Annotated in this window: 18 protein-coding genes; 14 read left to right on the top strand and 4 right to left on the bottom strand. The window is 53.7% G+C overall.

The window, feature by feature from the left end; genetic code table 11:
• Nucleotide 1: 1 nt before the first annotated feature.
• A complete protein-coding gene (locus tag OGX96_RS20580) occupies nt 2-925 on the top strand; it encodes a Gfo/Idh/MocA family protein (protein WP_008784356.1) in 924 nt (307 codons plus the stop codon).
• A gap of 222 nt (nt 926-1,147) precedes the next feature.
• Nucleotides 1,148-2,683: a murein biosynthesis integral membrane protein MurJ gene (gene murJ / locus OGX96_RS20575; RefSeq protein WP_003832150.1), complete on the top strand. Its 1,536-nt coding sequence runs from the start codon at nt 1,148-1,150 to the stop codon at nt 2,681-2,683.
• Between the two features lie 85 nt (nt 2,684-2,768).
• Here the strand turns inward: murJ and flgN are convergent, their stop codons facing one another.
• From flgN to flgA, 3 genes are all read right to left on the bottom strand, one after another.
• Nucleotides 2,769-3,191, bottom strand: a complete 423-nt coding sequence (gene flgN, locus OGX96_RS20570) for a flagella biosynthesis chaperone FlgN (protein WP_003036178.1) — start codon at nt 3,189-3,191, stop codon at nt 2,769-2,771.
• Between the two features lie 3 nt (nt 3,192-3,194).
• Nucleotides 3,195-3,488, bottom strand: a complete 294-nt coding sequence (flgM, locus tag OGX96_RS20565; protein WP_032942956.1) for a flagellar biosynthesis anti-sigma factor FlgM — start codon at nt 3,486-3,488, stop codon at nt 3,195-3,197.
• Nucleotides 3,489-3,581: 93 nt separating this feature from the next.
• Entirely contained in the window at nt 3,582-4,241 is a 660-nt protein-coding gene (gene flgA, locus OGX96_RS20560; protein ID WP_286584148.1) for a flagellar basal body P-ring formation chaperone FlgA, read from the bottom strand.
• 157 nt (nt 4,242-4,398) lie between these two features.
• Between flgA and flgB the strand changes: the two genes are divergently transcribed.
• From flgB to flgL, 11 genes are all read left to right on the top strand, one after another.
• Nucleotides 4,399-4,815: a flagellar basal body rod protein FlgB gene (gene flgB / locus OGX96_RS20555; RefSeq protein WP_003036189.1), complete on the top strand. Its 417-nt coding sequence runs from the start codon at nt 4,399-4,401 to the stop codon at nt 4,813-4,815.
• Nucleotides 4,816-4,818: 3 nt separating this feature from the next.
• The gene (gene flgC / locus OGX96_RS20550; RefSeq protein ID WP_003036191.1) at nt 4,819-5,223 is read left to right on the top strand and encodes a flagellar basal body rod protein FlgC; all 405 of its coding nucleotides are present in this window, start codon (nt 4,819-4,821) and stop codon (nt 5,221-5,223) included.
• A gap of 11 nt (nt 5,224-5,234) precedes the next feature.
• Complete coding sequence (flgD, locus tag OGX96_RS20545; protein WP_008784359.1) at nt 5,235-5,933, top strand: flagellar hook assembly protein FlgD; 699 nt, start codon at nt 5,235-5,237, stop codon at nt 5,931-5,933.
• Nucleotides 5,934-5,959: 26 nt separating this feature from the next.
• Nucleotides 5,960-7,195, top strand: coding sequence for a flagellar hook protein FlgE (flgE, locus tag OGX96_RS20540; RefSeq protein WP_286584147.1), 1,236 nt, complete (start codon nt 5,960-5,962; stop codon nt 7,193-7,195).
• A gap of 20 nt (nt 7,196-7,215) precedes the next feature.
• Nucleotides 7,216-7,971 (top strand): flagellar basal body rod protein FlgF, encoded by a 756-nt coding sequence (locus OGX96_RS20535; RefSeq protein WP_198801998.1) that lies wholly within the window; start codon nt 7,216-7,218, stop codon nt 7,969-7,971.
• A gap of 13 nt (nt 7,972-7,984) precedes the next feature.
• Nucleotides 7,985-8,767, top strand: a complete 783-nt coding sequence (gene flgG, locus OGX96_RS20530) for a flagellar basal-body rod protein FlgG (RefSeq protein WP_003036202.1) — start codon at nt 7,985-7,987, stop codon at nt 8,765-8,767.
• Nucleotides 8,768-8,824: 57 nt separating this feature from the next.
• Entirely contained in the window at nt 8,825-9,523 is a 699-nt protein-coding gene (locus tag OGX96_RS20525) for a flagellar basal body L-ring protein FlgH (protein ID WP_032934415.1), read from the top strand.
• A gap of 33 nt (nt 9,524-9,556) precedes the next feature.
• Nucleotides 9,557-10,633 carry a flagellar basal body P-ring protein FlgI gene (locus tag OGX96_RS20520; RefSeq protein WP_050579918.1) on the top strand — a complete coding sequence of 359 codons (1,077 nt, stop codon included), beginning with the start codon at nt 9,557-9,559 and terminating at the stop codon, nt 10,631-10,633.
• Nucleotides 10,633-11,583, top strand: a complete 951-nt coding sequence (flgJ, locus tag OGX96_RS20515) for a flagellar assembly peptidoglycan hydrolase FlgJ (protein ID WP_016152632.1) — start codon at nt 10,633-10,635, stop codon at nt 11,581-11,583. The genes OGX96_RS20520 and flgJ overlap by 1 nt, the downstream gene beginning before the upstream one ends.
• 64 nt (nt 11,584-11,647) lie before the next feature.
• On the top strand, nt 11,648-13,306 hold the full coding sequence (gene flgK, locus OGX96_RS20510; protein ID WP_071444809.1) for a flagellar hook-associated protein FlgK: 1,659 nt from the start codon (nt 11,648-11,650) through the stop codon (nt 13,304-13,306).
• A gap of 14 nt (nt 13,307-13,320) precedes the next feature.
• Nucleotides 13,321-14,274 (top strand): flagellar hook-associated protein FlgL, encoded by a 954-nt coding sequence (gene flgL / locus OGX96_RS20505; protein WP_048226966.1) that lies wholly within the window; start codon nt 13,321-13,323, stop codon nt 14,272-14,274.
• Nucleotides 14,275-14,352: 78 nt separating this feature from the next.
• Here flgL and OGX96_RS20500 read toward each other — a convergent pair whose 3' ends face one another.
• On the bottom strand, nt 14,353-15,552 hold the full coding sequence (locus OGX96_RS20500) for an MFS transporter (protein ID WP_286584146.1): 1,200 nt from the start codon (nt 15,550-15,552) through the stop codon (nt 14,353-14,355).
• Nucleotides 15,553-15,573: 21 nt separating this feature from the next.
• Between OGX96_RS20500 and OGX96_RS20495 the strand changes: the two genes are divergently transcribed.
• A complete protein-coding gene (locus OGX96_RS20495) occupies nt 15,574-16,599 on the top strand; it encodes a LysR family transcriptional regulator (protein WP_286584145.1) in 1,026 nt (341 codons plus the stop codon).
• Nucleotides 16,600-16,632 lie beyond the last annotated feature (33 nt).

The raw sequence follows: 16,632 nt of genomic DNA, 5'->3' as shown, positions 1-16,632 counted from the left end.
CGTGAAAAAATTACGTATCGGCGTAGTCGGCCTGGGCGGTATTGCACAAAAGGCCTGGCTACCCGTGCTAGGCACCTCCGCGGACTGGACGCTGCAAGGCGCATTTTCACCTTCGCGCGATAAAGCACAGCGTATCTGTGACACCTGGCGAATACCCTACGTGGATTCATTGAAGAATCTGGCGCAAACCTGCGACGCGGTTTTCGTCCATTCCAGTACCGCGACGCACTATGCGGTAGTTAGTGAATTGCTGAATGCCGGAGTTCACGTGTGTGTGGATAAACCGCTGGCGGAAAACCTGCACGAGGCTGAGCAACTGGTCGAGCTGGCCGCGCGGAAAAAGCTCACGCTGATGGTCGGGTTTAACCGTCGATTTGCACCGCTGTACCAGGATCTCAAAACCCAGTTGAGCACCGCAGCGTCTGTACGTATGGATAAGCACCGTACGGATAGCGTTGGGCCGCACGATCTGCGCTTCACTCTGCTGGACGACTATCTGCACGTGGTCGATACCGCTTTGTGGCTGGCGGGAGGGCAGGCGCAGTTAAATAACGGCACGCTGCTGACCAATGAATCTGGTGCGATGCTCTACGCCGAGCATCATTTTTCTGTCGGTCAAATGCAGATAACGACCAGTATGCATCGCCGTGCCGGTAGCCAGCGCGAGAGCGTGCAGGCGGTGACGGACGGCGGCCTGATTGACGTCACTGATATGCGGGAATGGCGGGAGGAGCGTGGGCAAGGTGTTGTTCATAAGCCGATAGCGGGCTGGCAAACGACCTTAGAACAGCGTGGTTTTGCCGGATGTGCCCGTCATTTCATTGAGTGCGTGCAAAATCAGACGGTTCCTCAGACGGCAGGCGAGCAGGCGCTACTGGCCCAGCGTGTTGTTGAAAAGCTGTGGCGGGAGGCGATGGCTGAATAACCCCCTGTAACATCTGGCGGTAGTAATTCATTGTAATCCAGGTACTATATGCCCACTCAAAATAACACCTCTTTTCAACCATAGGCTGGTTTGTCGGCCTGATAAGGTGCCAGGGTGTCGCCATCAGGCACAGCAAAAGTGTCGGATGGCGGCGAGAATGCCTTATCCGACCTACGGGCAGGTTTGTCGGGGTTTTGCCTCAGAGTCTGGAATACAACATAGATGAATTTATTAAAGTCGCTGGCAGCCGTCAGCTCGATGACGATGTTTTCACGTGTGCTGGGTTTTGCGCGTGATGCGATTGTCGCCAGAATCTTTGGTGCAGGGATGGCGACAGATGCCTTTTTTGTGGCATTCAAACTTCCTAACCTGTTGCGCCGAATTTTTGCCGAAGGCGCATTTTCGCAGGCATTTGTGCCGATTCTTGCTGAGTACAAAAGCAAGCAGGGGGAAGATGCTACCCGCGTGTTTGTTGCCTACGTTTCCGGACTGTTGACGCTGGCGCTGGCCGTGGTGACAGTAGCCGGGATGTTGGCTGCGCCATGGGTGATATTAGTCACCGCGCCGGGATTTGCCGACACAGCGGATAAGTTTGCGCTGACCACTCAACTGCTGCGGATCACTTTTCCCTATATTCTACTGATTTCACTGGCCTCACTGGTTGGTGCGATCCTTAATACCTGGAACCGCTTTTCCATTCCTGCGTTTGCCCCGACCTTTCTGAATATCAGCATGATCGGCTTCGCGCTATTTGCGGCACCCTATTTTAACCCGCCGGTGCTGGCGCTGGCGTGGGCCGTTACGGTTGGCGGCGTGCTACAGCTGATTTATCAGCTTCCGCACTTGAAGAAAATTGGCATGCTGGTGCTGCCGCGCGTGAACTTCCGTGATGCGGGGGCGATGCGTGTCGTCAAGCAAATGGGCCCGGCGATCCTTGGGGTATCGGTCAGCCAGATTTCACTGATCATCAATACGATTTTCGCCTCGTTTCTGGCCTCTGGCTCAGTTTCATGGATGTATTATGCCGACCGTCTGATGGAGTTTCCGTCCGGTGTTCTGGGCGTGGCGCTGGGGACTATCCTGCTGCCATCGCTGTCCAAAAGCTTTTCCAGCGGTAATCATGATGAATATTGTCGTCTGATGGACTGGGGCCTGCGCTTGTGTTTCCTGTTGGCATTACCGAGTGCCGTAGCGTTGGGTATTCTGGCCAAACCGCTGACGGTGTCTCTGTTCCAGTACGGTAAATTTACCGCCTTTGATGCCGCGATGACCCAGCGTGCGCTGGTGGCGTACTCGGTAGGTTTGATTGGCTTGATCGTGGTGAAAGTGTTGGCTCCGGGCTTTTACTCGCGCCAGGATATTAAAACGCCAGTGAAGATTGCCATTGTGACGCTGATTATGACCCAGGTGATGAACCTGGCGTTTATCGGGCCGTTAAAGCATGCCGGGCTGTCGCTGTCGATTGGTCTGGCGGCATGTCTGAACGCTTCACTGCTGTACTGGCAACTGCGGAAACAGAAAATCTTTACCCCACAACCGGGCTGGAGCTGGTTCCTGGCGCGTCTGGTGATTTCCGTGCTGGTGATGTCTGCGGTGCTGGTTGGGATGCTCTACATCATGCCGGATTGGTCGCAGGGAACGATGTTGTGGCGTCTGCTGCGTCTGATGGCGGTCGTGGTGGCAGGTATTGCCGCTTACTTCGCAGCACTCGCCGTACTGGGCTTTAAAGTAAAAGAGTTTGTGCGTCGGACGGCGTAAAGGATCAATGCCGGATGGCGGCATAACGCCGTATCCGGCCTACAAAAGGCGTAGGCCTGATAAGCAAAACGTTATCAGGCTGACATCAAATAGAGAATTTTTTCCCGCCGCGGTGCGCAGCAGAGGTTTGACCGTTTGCGCCATACAACGCCGGTTCCTGGTGCGGTTTCAGCACTTGTATTGCTTGTTGATTACGCTCGATCTGCCCTTCCAGCAGCCAACCGTTGTGCTGGTTGAGGTCGCGTAAATGCTGTGTTTTCTTGGTGATAGTCTGCCAGCGTTCAGCAATCTCATCATTGGCGCTGCGCGTGGCGTCATGTTCCAGGCGGCGCTGCTGCTCAAGATAATCAAGGGTTGCCAGCAAGGAGCTTTTTTCTTCTGTAATACGCTGTAGCTGGCTGCCGTTGATATGCCCTGCGGAAAGCTGCTGCTGTTCAGCATCCATTACCGTTTTCAGGTCATTGAGGACGGTCGTCATCTGGTCAAGTATTTCTGACAAACGAGTCATACTTTATTTACTCTGTAGGTAGCTCTGCGCCTCGCGAATCAGCGAGTCGGCAATTTTTCCGGTATCCATTTTCAATTCACCGTTACGGATTGCGGTTTTCAGTGCTTCCACGCGTTCCATATTGATGTCATTGCTGCCGGGCTGCATCAGTTTGGCCTGGGCGTCGCTCAGCATGACGCTGGTGCTGGTGGTCGCGGTGGTTTTTTCCTTCCGCGCTTTTTGTACCGGCGCATCGCTGGTTTCACGCGGCTGAACGGTGCTTACTGGCTTCAATGGTGAGGTACGATCAATGCTCATTTTATTTTTCCTCATCGAGGGGTTACGCTATAGCGGCCCGCTGTAATCATTGGTTGTTTATCTATCGGCACACGCTAAAAAATCTTTAACCTATTATAGGTTAATAAGAATATTCCCATCAGAATCGACGACGCCGCTCACCACCTGGCCTGAAATCATCCGCACTCGCGCATTCTGTGCGACAGCGGCGTTGTTCAGCGCTTTACCTTCGGCATTGACCCGAAATCCATCTCCGTTGGCAATAACCAGTACGCGCTGACCGGCCTTGATCCGCCATGCCTGGCGCAACATCGAAAGCTGTATCGGTTGGCCCGGCACCAGATCGCGCAGGCTCACTGCATCCTGCACCTGACTTATATCCAGCACCGCGCGCGGCGGTAGTTGATCCAGTCGACCACGTTTCAGCGTTACGCTGGCTGGGGTCAGGGGGCTACCTCGCGCTACGGACGCAGCGGCAACAACGTAGTTTCCCGTCGCCTGCACGTTCACCTGCAGATAACGTTTTTCGTTGGCACAGCGGGCCAGCACATTCACATTACCCCACAGTTTCGCGCTACCTGACACGCTTAATGCTGGTTGCTCACAGCTCGGCAGTAAGTTAGGTGACGTTCGGATAGTGACTACCACCTCATCGCTAAATCCGGCCAGGCGCTGGGAAAACCATGCCGTTAGCTGCGAATTCAGGTCTTGTGCCAGCGTCATAGGGCTGAACAGCAGTGCTGCCACGACTATTCCACGTTTAAACGTTTGCATCAAAACCTCGCGCTTTTTCAGGTAGTGGCAGGATTTTACCTGTGTGACGCAGTCATCAACGCAACAAATAGCGACGCATTTTGCGTTTATTCCGGCGATAACGCGCGCGTAATGGGATTTAAGCTGTCGGCTGAATTTTGTCATTTGCGGAGGAGATATGCTCGATAAGCTCGACGCCGCCTTACGTTTTCAACAGGAAGCGCTGAATTTGCGCGCCCAACGCCAGGAAATATTGGCGGCCAACATTGCCAATGCCGACACGCCGGGGTACCAGGCGCGCGATCTGGATTTCGCCAGTGAATTAAAAAAAGTCATGGTGCGAGGACGGGAAGAAACCGGCGGCGTTTCGTTGACGCTGACCTCTGCACAACACATTCCGGCCCAGACCGTTTCTGCGCCGTCTACGGAGCTGCTCTACCGTATTCCTGACCAGCCATCTCTTGATGGCAACACGGTAGATATGGACCGGGAGCGCACGCAATTTGCAGACAACAGCCTCAAGTATCAAATGGGGCTGACGGCGCTGGGTGGACAAATCAAAGGCATGATGAACGTGCTGCAAGGAGGGAACTAATTCGTGGCGCTGTTAAATATTTTTGATATCGCAGGTTCTGCGCTGACGGCTCAGTCTAAACGCCTGAACGTCGCGGCCAGCAACATGGCGAATGCGGATAGCGTCAGCGGACCCGACGGTCAGCCGTATCGCGCGAAGCAGGTTGTTTTTCAGGTAGATGCTGCGCCAGGCGCGGCAACCGGCGGCGTAAAAGTTGCTGACGTCATTGAAAGTCAGGCGCCGGATAAGCTGGTTTATGAACCCGGTAATCCGCTGGCCGATGCGAATGGCTACGTAAAAATGCCGAATGTGGACGTTGTTGGCGAGATGGTCAACACCATGTCTGCCTCACGTAGCTACCAGGCAAACGTCGAAGTGCTCAACACCGTGAAAAGCTTGATGCTTAAAACGCTGACGCTAGGCCAGTAAAGGAGGCGCACATGTCTATTGCTGTAAAAATGAATGACCCGAGCACGACGGGGGTTAATGCCGCCACGGGGAATAGCTCCCTGACGGGCAGCAACGCCGCTGACCTGCAAAGCAGCTTTCTTACGCTGCTGGTTGCACAACTGAAAAACCAGGACCCTACCAACCCGTTGCAAAACAACGAACTGACTACCCAGTTGGCGCAAATCAGTACCGTGAGCGGGATTGAGAAACTGAACACCACGTTAGGGTCGATCTCCGGGCAGATCGACAACAGTCAGTCGCTGCAGGCCAGTACGCTGATTGGCCACGGGGTCATGATCCCGGGTACCACCATCCTGACCGGTAAAGGGACAGAAGAGGGTGCCAAAACCACGACAACACCATTTGGAATTGAGCTGCAGCAACCGGCAGATAAGGTTACCGCAACCATTACCGATAAAGACGGCAAAGTGGTGCGCACCATTGACATTGGCGGGTTGAAAGCAGGCGTTCATACCTTTACCTGGGACGGCACCATGACCGATGGCACGGATGCACCAAGCGGTTCTTACAACGTGTCAATTGCTGCCAGTAATGGCGGAACGCAACTGGTGGCCCAGCCGCTTCAGTTTGCGCTGGTGCAGGGCGTTATTCGCAGTAACGGCGGTAATACGCTGGATCTGGGCACCTATGGAACCACCACCCTCGACGAAGTACGGCAGATAATTTAAGCCTTCACACTTATCAGGAGTAAGTCATGGCCTTTTCTCAAGCGGTCAGCGGTCTGAACGCTGCAGCGACCAACCTCGATGTCATTGGTAACAACATCGCCAACTCCGCCACCTACGGTTTTAAATCTGGCACGGCATCATTTGCCGATATGTTTGCCGGTTCGAAAGTCGGTTTGGGCGTTAAAGTTGCGGGTATTACTCAGGACTTTACCGACGGTACGACCACCAACACCGGACGTGGTCTGGATGTTGCTATCAGCCAGAACGGTTTTTTCCGTATGGTAGACAGCAACGGTTCCGTTTTCTACAGCCGTAACGGTCAGTTCAAGCTCGATGAAAACCGCAATATCGTTAACATGCAGGGGCTGCAGCTGACGGGCTATCCGGCTACCGGTACACCACCGACGGTTCAGCAGGGGGCGAACCCGGCACCGATCACCATCCCGAATACGCTGATGGCGGCTAAATCAACCACCACTGCGTCAATGCAGGTCAACCTGAACTCCACTGACAAGGTCCCTACCAAGACCCCGTTTAACCCAAGCGATGCGGATTCCTACAACAAAAAAGGCACCGTTACCGTTTTCGATAGCCAGGGTAACGCCCATGACATGAACATTTTTTATGTCAAAAACGCAGAGAGCAACACCTGGGAAATTCACACTCAGGATGCTTCAACTGGCGAAGCTGCAAAATCAGCCGGGTTTATGAAGTTTAACAACAATGGCGCGTTTTTAGGGATGAGCGCCACGGCAACTGGGACGCCAGCAGGAACGGATATCACAATTACAACCGGTCCGATCAATGGCGCAGTTCCGGCGAACTTCTCCCTGAGCTTCCTGAACTCCATGCAGCAGAACACCGGTGCCAACAACATCGTCGCCACGAATCAGAACGGCTACAAGCCGGGCGATCTGGTGAGCTACCAGATTAATAATGACGGTACGGTGGTCGGTAACTACTCCAACGAACAGCAACAGGTTCTGGGGCAGATCGTGCTGGCAAACTTTGCCAACAACGAAGGTCTGGCGTCTCAGGGCGACAACGTCTGGGCGGCGACTCAGTCTTCCGGCGTGGCGCTGCTGGGTACCGCAGGCGAAGGTAACTTCGGCAAGCTGACCAACGGCGCGCTGGAAGCGTCAAACGTGGATTTGAGTAAAGAACTGGTGAATATGATTGTCGCCCAGCGTAACTATCAGTCGAACGCGCAGACCATCAAAACCCAGGATCAGATCCTCAACACGCTGGTCAACCTGCGCTAAGCGCCTGACGGGATGGCTTAATGGATCACGCAATTTATACCGCCATGGGCGCGGCCAGTCAGACGCTGAATCAACAGGCGGTGACGGCCAGCAACCTGGCAAACGCCTCCACGCCAGGGTTTCGTGCGCAGCTCAATGCACTGCGCGCGGTTCCTGTAGAAGGATTGTCTTTACCAACGCGTACGCTGGTCGTGGCCTCCACGCCGGGGGCCGATATGACGCCCGGTCAGATGGACTATACCTCCCGCCCGCTGGATGTGGCGCTGCAACAGGATGGTTGGTTGGCTGTGCAGACCGCAGACGGTAGCGAAGGATATACCCGTAACGGCGCTATTCAGGTAAGCCCTACGGGTGAACTGACTATTCAGGGACACCCGGTAATTGGCGAAGCCGGACCGATAGCCGTACCAGAAGGCTCGGAAGTCACCATTGCGGCGGACGGGACAATTTCTGCACTTAACCCTGGCGATCCGGCTAATACGGTCGCGCCAGTGGGGCGGTTGAAGCTGGTGAAGGCTACAGGGCTTGAAGTGCAACGTGGCGATGACGGTATGTTCCGTCTGACCCAGGCCGCACAGACCACCCGTGGTGCGACGTTACAGGCCGACCCCAGCATCCGTGTGATGTCTGGCGTGCTGGAAGGCAGTAACGTTAAACCGGTTGCTGCGATGAGCGACATGATCGCCAACGCCCGCCGCTTTGAAATGCAGATGAAAATTATCAGTAGCGTGGATGATAACGCGGGCCGCGCCAACCAACTGCTGTCGATGAGTTAATACAGGACATTTTATGATCAGTTCATTATGGATCGCCAAAACCGGCCTGGATGCGCAGCAAACCAACATGGATGTGATTGCCAACAACCTGGCAAACGTCAGCACCAACGGATTTAAGCGCCAACGTGCCGTATTTGAAGATCTGTTGTACCAGACGATTCGTCAGCCTGGCGCACAGTCTTCTGAGCAGACCACACTGCCGTCTGGTTTGCAGATTGGTACCGGCGTACGTCCGGTTGCGACCGAGCGTTTACACAGCCAGGGTAACCTGTCGCAGACCAACAACAGTAAAGATGTGGCGATTAAAGGCCAGGGCTTTTTCCAGGTCATGTTGCCCGATGGTACGTCCGCTTATACCCGCGACGGTTCTTTCCAGGTGGATCAGAACGGTCAGTTGGTGACGGCGGGTGGTTTTCAGGTTCAGCCTGCCATCACCATTCCGGCTAACTCGCTCAGTATCACCATTGGACGTGACGGTATTGTCAGCGTGACCCAACAGGGGCAGGCGGCGCCTGTTCAGGTCGGGCAGCTTAACCTGACAACCTTCATGAACGATACCGGTCTGGAAAGCATTGGTGAGAATCTGTACACCGAAACGCAGTCATCCGGTGCGCCGAATGAGAGCACGCCAGGGCTGAACGGCGCGGGTCTGCTGTATCAGGGCTATGTTGAAACCTCTAACGTCAACGTGGCGGAAGAGCTGGTAAACATGATCCAGGTTCAGCGCGCTTACGAAATCAACAGTAAAGCGGTATCGACCACCGATCAGATGCTGCAAAAACTGACGCAACTCTAAAGTGGAGCCCGGTGGGGTGAAAACCTCACCGGCACACTGATTTTGAAGATGACCGCAATGCGAAAATACGCGCTTCACCCATACCCAATTTTAGCCCTGCTGGTGGTTTCACTAACAGGATGTGCCTGGATCCCGGCCACGCCGCTCGTGCAGGGCGCAACGTCTGCCCAGCCCGTTCCAGGTCCAACGCCGGTGGCGAATGGCTCAATCTTCCAGTCGGCACAACCGATTAACTATGGTTATCAGCCACTCTTTGAAGATCGTCGTCCACGCAATATTGGCGATACGCTGACCATCGTATTGCAGGAAAACGTCAGCGCGAGCAAAAGCTCTTCGGCGAACGCCAGTCGCGACGGCAAGACAAACTTTGGCTTTGATACCGTACCGCGCTATCTGGAAGGATTGTTCGGTAACGAACGTGCAGACGTAGAAGCCTCCGGCGGTAACTCCTTTAACGGTAAAGGCGGCGCGAACGCCAGAAATACCTTCAGCGGTACGCTGACCGTAACGGTCGATCAGGTACTGGTGAATGGCAACTTACATGTCGTGGGTGAAAAACAGATCGCTATAAATCAGGGCACTGAATTCATCCGCTTCTCCGGGGTTGTTAACCCGCGCACCATCAGTGGCAGCAACTCCGTACCGTCAACCCAGGTTGCGGACGCGCGTATTGAGTACGTCGGTAACGGCTACATCAATGAAGCGCAGAATATGGGCTGGTTGCAGCGTTTCTTCCTTAACTTGTCGCCGATGTAAGCGAGGTACCCAGTGTTTAAATCTTTTGTTGGAATGGTACTGGTGCTGATAACCACCTTTGCGCATGCTGACCGTATTCGTGACCTGACCAGCGTTCAGGGCGTGCGGGAAAACTCGTTGATAGGTTATGGGCTGGTGGTGGGTCTGGATGGAACGGGTGACCAGACCACACAGACGCCGTTTACGACGCAAACGCTCAATAACATGCTTTCGCAGTTGGGGATAACCGTGCCAACTGGCACCAATATGCAGCTGAAAAACGTGGCGGCGGTGATGGTTACCGCGTCGTTTCCTGCATTCGGTCGTCAGGGACAAACCATCGACGTAGTGGTCTCCTCTATGGGGAACGCCAAAAGCCTGCGCGGCGGTACGCTGCTGATGACCCCGTTAAAAGGGGTCGATAGTCAGGTGTATGCCTTGGCACAGGGGAATATTTTGGTGGGCGGTGCGGGCGCGGCTGCAGGTGGCAGTAGCGTACAGGTTAACCAGCTCAATGGTGGACGCATTACCAACGGCGCGATTATCGAACGTGAATTACCCAGCCAGTTCGGCGGTGGTAACACCATTAATCTGCAGCTTAATAATGAAGATTTCACGATGGCGCAGCAGATTACCGACACCATCAACCGCGCGCGTGGCTTTGGTAGCGCAACAGCATTGGATGCCCGAACCATTCAGGTTCGCGTACCAAGCGGTAACAGCTCGCAGGTGCGTTTCCTCGCTGATATCCAGAATATTGAGGTGAACGTTACGCCGCAGGATGCGAAAGTGATTATCAACTCGCGCACCGGATCCGTCGTCATGAACCGCGAAGTGACGCTGGATAGCTGTGCCGTGGCACAAGGCAACTTGTCGATCACGGTGAACCGCCAGGCGAACGTCAGCCAACCGGACACACCGTTTGGCGGTGGACAAACCGTGGTGACGCCACAAACCCAGATTGACCTGCGCCAGAGCGGTGGTTCGCTGCAAAGCGTGCGTTCCAGCGCCAACCTGAACAATGTGGTGCGTGCGCTGAATGCGCTGGGGGCAACGCCGATGGATCTGATGTCCATTCTGCAATCGATGCAGAGCGCGGGTTGCTTACGCGCCAAACTGGAAATCATCTAATGATTGGTGACAGCAAACTGTTGACCAGCGCTGCCTGGGATGCGCAATCACTGAACGAACTGAAAGCGAAAGCGGGTCAGGACCCGGCGGCGAATATCCGTCCGGTCGCCCGTCAGGTTGAAGGGATGTTCGTGCAGATGATGCTGAAAAGCATGCGTGAAGCGCTGCCGAAAGATGGCGTGTTTAGCAGCGATTCAACGCGCTTGTATACCAGCATGTATGATCAACAAATTGCGCAGCAAATGACCGCAGGCAAAGGTCTGGGGCTGGCTGAAATGATGGTCAAGCAGATGACTGAAGGGCAAGCGCAACCTGCGGATGACGCGCCGCAGGTGCCGATGAAGTTTTCACTGGAAACGGTGACCAGCTATCAAAATCAGGCATTGACGCAACTGGTCCGCAAAGCCATCCCCCGGGCGACAGAAAGCAATGATGAGCCGCTGTCAGGTGACAGTAAAGACTTCCTCGCCCAGCTATCGCTGCCGGCTAAGCTGGCCAGCCAGCAAAGCGGCGTCCCGCATCATCTGATTCTGGCACAGGCGGCGCTGGAATCCGGATGGGGGCAGCGACAAATTCGCCGTGAGAACGGTGAACCAAGCTTTAACATTTTTGGCGTGAAGGCTTCAGGAAGCTGGAAAGGTCCAACCACTGAAATCACCACGACTGAATATGAGAACGGTGAGGCGAAAAAGGTGAAAGCCAGATTCCGCGTCTATAGCTCTTACCTTGAAGCGTTGTCGGATTATGTCGGTCTGATATCGCGTAACCCGCGCTATGCGGCAGTGACCGCTGCCGCGACCGCCGAGCAAGGGGCGCAGGCATTGCAAAATGCGGGTTACGCCACGGACCCTAACTATGCGCGAAAATTAACCAGCATGATCCAGCAGTTGAAATCGATGAGTGAAAAAGTGAGCAAAACCTACAGCACGAACATCGATAATCTCTTTTAAATAGCTCAAGTCTACCGACCTGCTGCCGATAATAACGAGTATTGAAGGATTACAAGGAACCTCCATGTCCAGCTTGATTAATAACGCGATGAGTGGACTCAGCGCAGCGCAGGCCGCGTTGAATACTGCCAGTAACAACATCTCCAGCTATAACGTTGCCGGATATACCCGACAGACGACAATTATGGCGCAAGCGAACAGCACGCTGGGTGCGGGGGGCTGGGTAGGCAATGGTGTCTATGTTTCTGGTGTACAACGTGAATATGACTCCTTTATCACTAACCAGTTGCGAGCAGCGCAGAACCAGAGCAGCGGTCTGACGACACGTTATGAGCAAATGTCAAAAATCGACAATCTGCTCTCCAGCAAAACCAGTTCTATTTCGACCTCCATGCAGGACTTTTTTACCAGCCTGCAAACGCTGGTCAGCAACGCCGAAGATCCGGCGGCACGCCAGGCGCTAATCGGTAAAGCTGATGGGTTGGTGAATCAGTTTAAAACGACCGACCAGTATCTGCGCGATCAGGATAAGCAGGTCAACACCGCGATTAAAGCCAGCGTTGATCAGATCAACAACTATTCGAAACAAATTGCCAGCCTCAACGACCAGATTTCTCGTATGACAGGCGTCGGCGCAGGCGCGTCTCCTAACGACCTGCTTGACCAGCGCGATCAGCTGGTCAGTGAATTGAATCAGATTGTCGGTGTTGAAGTCAGCGTTCAGGATGGTGGCACTTACAACCTGACCATGGCCAACGGCTATTCGCTGGTGCAGGGCAGCAATGCACGTCAACTGGCGGCAGTGCCTTCCAGCGATGATCCTAATCGTACAACCGTGGCATACGTTGATGGCGTTGCCGGAGCTGTTGAAATTCCGGAGAAACTGCTGAATACCGGTTCATTGGGTGGACTGCTCACCTTCCGTTCTCAGGAGCTGGATCAGACGCGTAATACCCTCGGTCAACTGGCGCTTGCATTTGCCAGTGCATTTAACGCCCAGCATAAAGAAGGTTTTGATGCCAACGGCGATCAGGGTAAGGATTTCTTTGCTATCGGCAGCCCGGAAGTCTTCAACAACGCGAAAAATACGGGCACAGGATCGTTAAGCGCTAAGATCACTGACAGCTCCGCTGTGCAGGCGACAGATTATAAAATCGTTTTTGATGGGACGGACTGGCAGGTTACTCGCCTGGCGGATAATACCAGCTTCAAAGCCACCGTTACCGGTGGAAAAATGTCTTTTGACGGGATGGAAATCACCGTTAATGCTGGCGCGAAAGCTAATGACAGTTTTACTGTAAAACCCGTGAGTAACGCTATCGTTGATATGAAAGTTATGGTGACCGACGAGTCGAAAATCGCCATGGCTCAAGTGTCTAAAAATGATACGGACCCCACCATCGATAAAGGCAAGAGCGACAACCGTAACGGTCAGAAACTGTTAGATCTGCAAACCAAAGCGACTGTCGGCAATAAGACCTTCAACGATGCATATGCCACGCTGGTAAGCGATGTCGGGAACAAAACCGCTACGCTGAAAACCAGTGCCACCACCCAGAACAACGTGGTGACACAGCTTTACCGGCAGCAACAATCTATTTCCGGCGTTAACCTCGACGAAGAGTACGGTAATTTACAGCGTTTTCAGCAGTATTACCTGGCTAACGCGCAAGTGCTGCAGACCGCGAATGCGTTGTTTGATGCACTGATTAATATCCGCTAAGGGAGAGGGACACAATGCGTATCAGCACCCAGATGATGTACCAGCAGAATATGCGTGGCATCACTAACTCTCAGGCTGAATGGATGAAGTTCGGCGAGCAGATGTCAACGGGCAAACGCGTGATCAACCCATCAGACGATCCGATTGCCGCCTCGCAGGCCGTGGTACTTTCTCAGGCTCAGGCGCAGAACAGCCAATATACGCTGGCACGCTCATTCGCGACGCAAAAGGTGTCGCTGGAAGAGAATGTTCTGAGCCAGGTGACGACGGCAATTCAGGCTGCACAGGAAAAAATCGTTTATGCCGGGAACGGAACGTTAAGTGATGATGACCGTGCATCGCTGGCCACCGACCTGCAGGGGATCCGCGATCAACTGATGAACCTGGCAAACAGTACCGACGGTAATGGTCGCTATATTTTCGGTGGATATAAAACAGAATCTGCACCGTTTGCCCAGGCAGATGGCGCTTACAGCGGTGGTACAACAAACGTTACCCAACAGGTCGATGCCTCCCGAACCATGGTGATTGGTCATACTGGCGATAAAGTATTCGCCAACCTGACCAGCAACGCTGTACCGGAACCTGGTGGCGGCACTCAGGAAAAGAACCTGTTTAAAATGCTGGATAGCGCGATTGCAGAGCTCAAAATCCCGATTGCGGGTGATGATGTGGCAAAAGACAAAGCCGCTGCTGCCATTGATAAAACCAACCGTGGCCTGAAAAACTCATTGAATAACGTCCTGTCTGTTCGTGCAGAATTAGGTACGCAGCTGAGTGAATTAAGCTCGCTGGATTCACTGGGTGCCGATCGTGCATTAGGCCAAACTCAGCAGATGAGTAATCTGGTGGATGTCGACTGGAACGCCGCGATCTCGTCTTATGTCATGCAGCAGGCTGCGCTACAGGCATCCTATAAAGCGTTCACCGATATGCAGGGAATGTCGTTGTTCCAGCTCAATCGTTAACGCCTCGTTTTGAAACATATCTTGAAACTGGGTATGTTTGTCTGCTCGCTCCTTTAACACCCCGGAGCGGGCATTTTTTTAGGCAACCGACGTCTTACTAAGCGACGGGTTCCCCGTCAGTCTTATGACCAACGCAATTGCACTGCTGAAGGTAGCCAACGCAACGACACCTTCCCAATTGGCCAGGGCGTAGACCTGACTTCCGAGAACCGAACCCAGCGACATACCGATAAACACCATCGTAAACAGCAGAGCGTTCAATCGTCCTCGTGCCAGAGGTTCCAGGCTATAGACCAGATTCTGGTGGGCAACCAGGCTGGATTGCAATCCGAGATCAAAACCTACAGCCGAAAGGGCGATGAGCAGCCACTGCCCCTGAACGGGCAGGGCGGGTAACAAAAACATCAGTGCGAAAGATACCGTTACCAGCAAAGCACCCAATTGCGCCACTTTTGCCGCACCCACTTTATCGGCAAGATGGCCTGCCATCGGTGCGGCAAGCGCTCCGGCTGCCCCCGCGATACCAAAAGCACCCGCTATAGCGCTACCCATGTGGTAATGCTCAGATAACATTACCGCCAGCGTAGACCAGAAGGCGCTAAAAGCAATGGACAGAAAGCCTTGTGCCAGTGCTGCGCGGCGCAAGGTGGAATATCGTTGCCAAAGTTGCGCCATTGAGAGCATTAATGATGGATAACTCAACGTGGAATGGACCGTAAAGCGAGGCAGTACTTTCCACATAATCGCGGTAATTACGGCAATGCTGACGGCAGCGAGTTGGTACATCTCGCGCCAGCCAAACGCTTCGCCCACCAGTCCACTGACGGTACGTGAGAGTAAAATCCCCAGCAGAAGGCCCGTCATCACCGTGCCCACCGTTTTTCCCTGCTTGCCTTCGGGTGCCAGTATTGCCGCCGCAGGCACAATATCTTGTGCCATGGTTGCCGCCATTCCCATCAGCAGGCTCACCAGTAATAGCGAATGCAACTGACCGGTAAAGCTACAGGCCAGCAGCAGCGCGGCAAGAGAGATGCTTTTCAGCAGGATTAATGTCCGGCGGTCATAACGATCGCCTAATGGCAATAAAAACAATATACCTAACGCATATCCCGCCTGGGTCAGCGTCGGGACCAACCCCATACCGGTGAGACTTAAGGCCAGATCCTGACCCATTAAAGGCAGAAGAGGCTGGGCGTAGTAGATAGCGGCCACGCTGAATCCGGTGCCCATTGCCAGAACAAAAATGACCCAACGGGAAAGTGCGGTATGTGTGTTCACAAATGATTCCTCAATCACAGGATGTGCGGCTATTTTTATCCTTCAGCGAGTGGCGCGGTAGCGAGCGCAGTGGTAAAACAGTTATACGTCAGACGTATGATGAAACTGAAAATGATAAAAAATGAGCGTATAGACAGGGTGGAGCTGATGCGTACGTTTGTACGTATTGTCGAAGCAGGATCGCTTTCGGCAGCGGCAAAACAGATAGGGACGACGCAGGCGACCGTTAGCCGACGGCTGCAATCGCTGGAAACGCTGCTGGGTGTGAAACTGCTTATGCGTACCACGCATGCGATGAAATTGACCGACGATGGTGAAAGAGGCTATCAGCATGCTAAGAAGATTATTGATGCCTGGCTGGCGCTGGAAGATGGACTTAATATCACAGAAGATGAACCGGTGGGGACGTTGCGAGTCCGCGCACCGCATGCGTTCGGGCAACAACAACTACTTGAGCCGCTTTTGCAGTTTCTTTCGCGCTATCCCCAGTTGGCAGTAGAGTGGATGCTCAACGATAAAACCGTTGATTTTCTGAGCGATAATATTGATTGCGCGATCAGGGTTGGTGCTGAGGTGGATCCGGCCACGGTTTCCGTCTTACTGGCTGAAGTTCCCCGTAGTATGGTGGTGAGTCCAGGACTGCTGGAGCAATATGGCGAGCTTTCTCATCCTGAGCAGTTATCAGCGCTGCCCTGGATTGCAGTGAACACGTTTTATCAGCATAGCGTTTCGTTGTTGCACCAATTGCGTAATGAGCCAGTCACGCTGAATATTTCACCCAGATTAAGCACAGACAGTATTTATGTCGCAAGAAATGCCGCGCTGGCGGGGTTGGGAGTGACAATTGTTTCAAGCTGGATGGTGGCGGAGGATATTGCCAATGGACGTCTGGTTGCGTTGCTACCTGAGTGGCATGCGGCGCCGTTGCCTGTACATTTGGTTTATCCGTGGGCGCGTTACTATCCGACCCGCTTACGCAAGTTTCTGGCCCTAATGAAGGATGTTATGCCGCAGCTGACGGGGATGAAAGGTGTAGATCAGATATAAAAAAGCCGACCCGAGGGCCGGCTTTGATATTGA

It is taken from the genome of Citrobacter sp. Cpo100, from assembly GCF_030332595.1.
GTDB classification, from domain to species: Bacteria; Pseudomonadota; Gammaproteobacteria; order Enterobacterales; family Enterobacteriaceae; genus Citrobacter; species Citrobacter portucalensis.
This window is presented reverse-complemented; position numbering and strand designations above follow the sequence as displayed.

What these genes read in the sequence shown, in the direction of transcription:
- murJ (WP_003832150.1), top strand. Translation starts at nt 1,148, where the DNA reads ATGAATTTATTAAAGTCGCTGGCAGCCGTCAGCTCGATGACGATGTTT.
- flgN (WP_003036178.1), bottom strand. Translation starts at nt 3,191, where the DNA reads ATGACTCGTTTGTCAGAAATACTTGACCAGATGACGACCGTCCTCAAT.
- flgM (WP_032942956.1), bottom strand. Translation starts at nt 3,488, where the DNA reads ATGAGCATTGATCGTACCTCACCATTGAAGCCAGTAAGCACCGTTCAG.
- flgA (WP_286584148.1), bottom strand. Translation starts at nt 4,241, where the DNA reads ATGCAAACGTTTAAACGTGGAATAGTCGTGGCAGCACTGCTGTTCAGC.
- flgB (WP_003036189.1), top strand. Translation starts at nt 4,399, where the DNA reads ATGCTCGATAAGCTCGACGCCGCCTTACGTTTTCAACAGGAAGCGCTG.
- flgD (WP_008784359.1), top strand. Translation starts at nt 5,235, where the DNA reads ATGTCTATTGCTGTAAAAATGAATGACCCGAGCACGACGGGGGTTAAT.
- flgE (WP_286584147.1), top strand. Translation starts at nt 5,960, where the DNA reads ATGGCCTTTTCTCAAGCGGTCAGCGGTCTGAACGCTGCAGCGACCAAC.
- OGX96_RS20535 (WP_198801998.1), top strand. Translation starts at nt 7,216, where the DNA reads ATGGATCACGCAATTTATACCGCCATGGGCGCGGCCAGTCAGACGCTG.
- flgG (WP_003036202.1), top strand. Translation starts at nt 7,985, where the DNA reads ATGATCAGTTCATTATGGATCGCCAAAACCGGCCTGGATGCGCAGCAA.
- OGX96_RS20525 (WP_032934415.1), top strand. Translation starts at nt 8,825, where the DNA reads ATGCGAAAATACGCGCTTCACCCATACCCAATTTTAGCCCTGCTGGTG.
- OGX96_RS20520 (WP_050579918.1), top strand. Translation starts at nt 9,557, where the DNA reads ATGGTACTGGTGCTGATAACCACCTTTGCGCATGCTGACCGTATTCGT.
- flgJ (WP_016152632.1), top strand. Translation starts at nt 10,633, where the DNA reads ATGATTGGTGACAGCAAACTGTTGACCAGCGCTGCCTGGGATGCGCAA.
- flgK (WP_071444809.1), top strand. Translation starts at nt 11,648, where the DNA reads ATGTCCAGCTTGATTAATAACGCGATGAGTGGACTCAGCGCAGCGCAG.
- flgL (WP_048226966.1), top strand. Translation starts at nt 13,321, where the DNA reads ATGCGTATCAGCACCCAGATGATGTACCAGCAGAATATGCGTGGCATC.
- OGX96_RS20495 (WP_286584145.1), top strand. Translation starts at nt 15,574, where the DNA reads ATGTGCGGCTATTTTTATCCTTCAGCGAGTGGCGCGGTAGCGAGCGCA.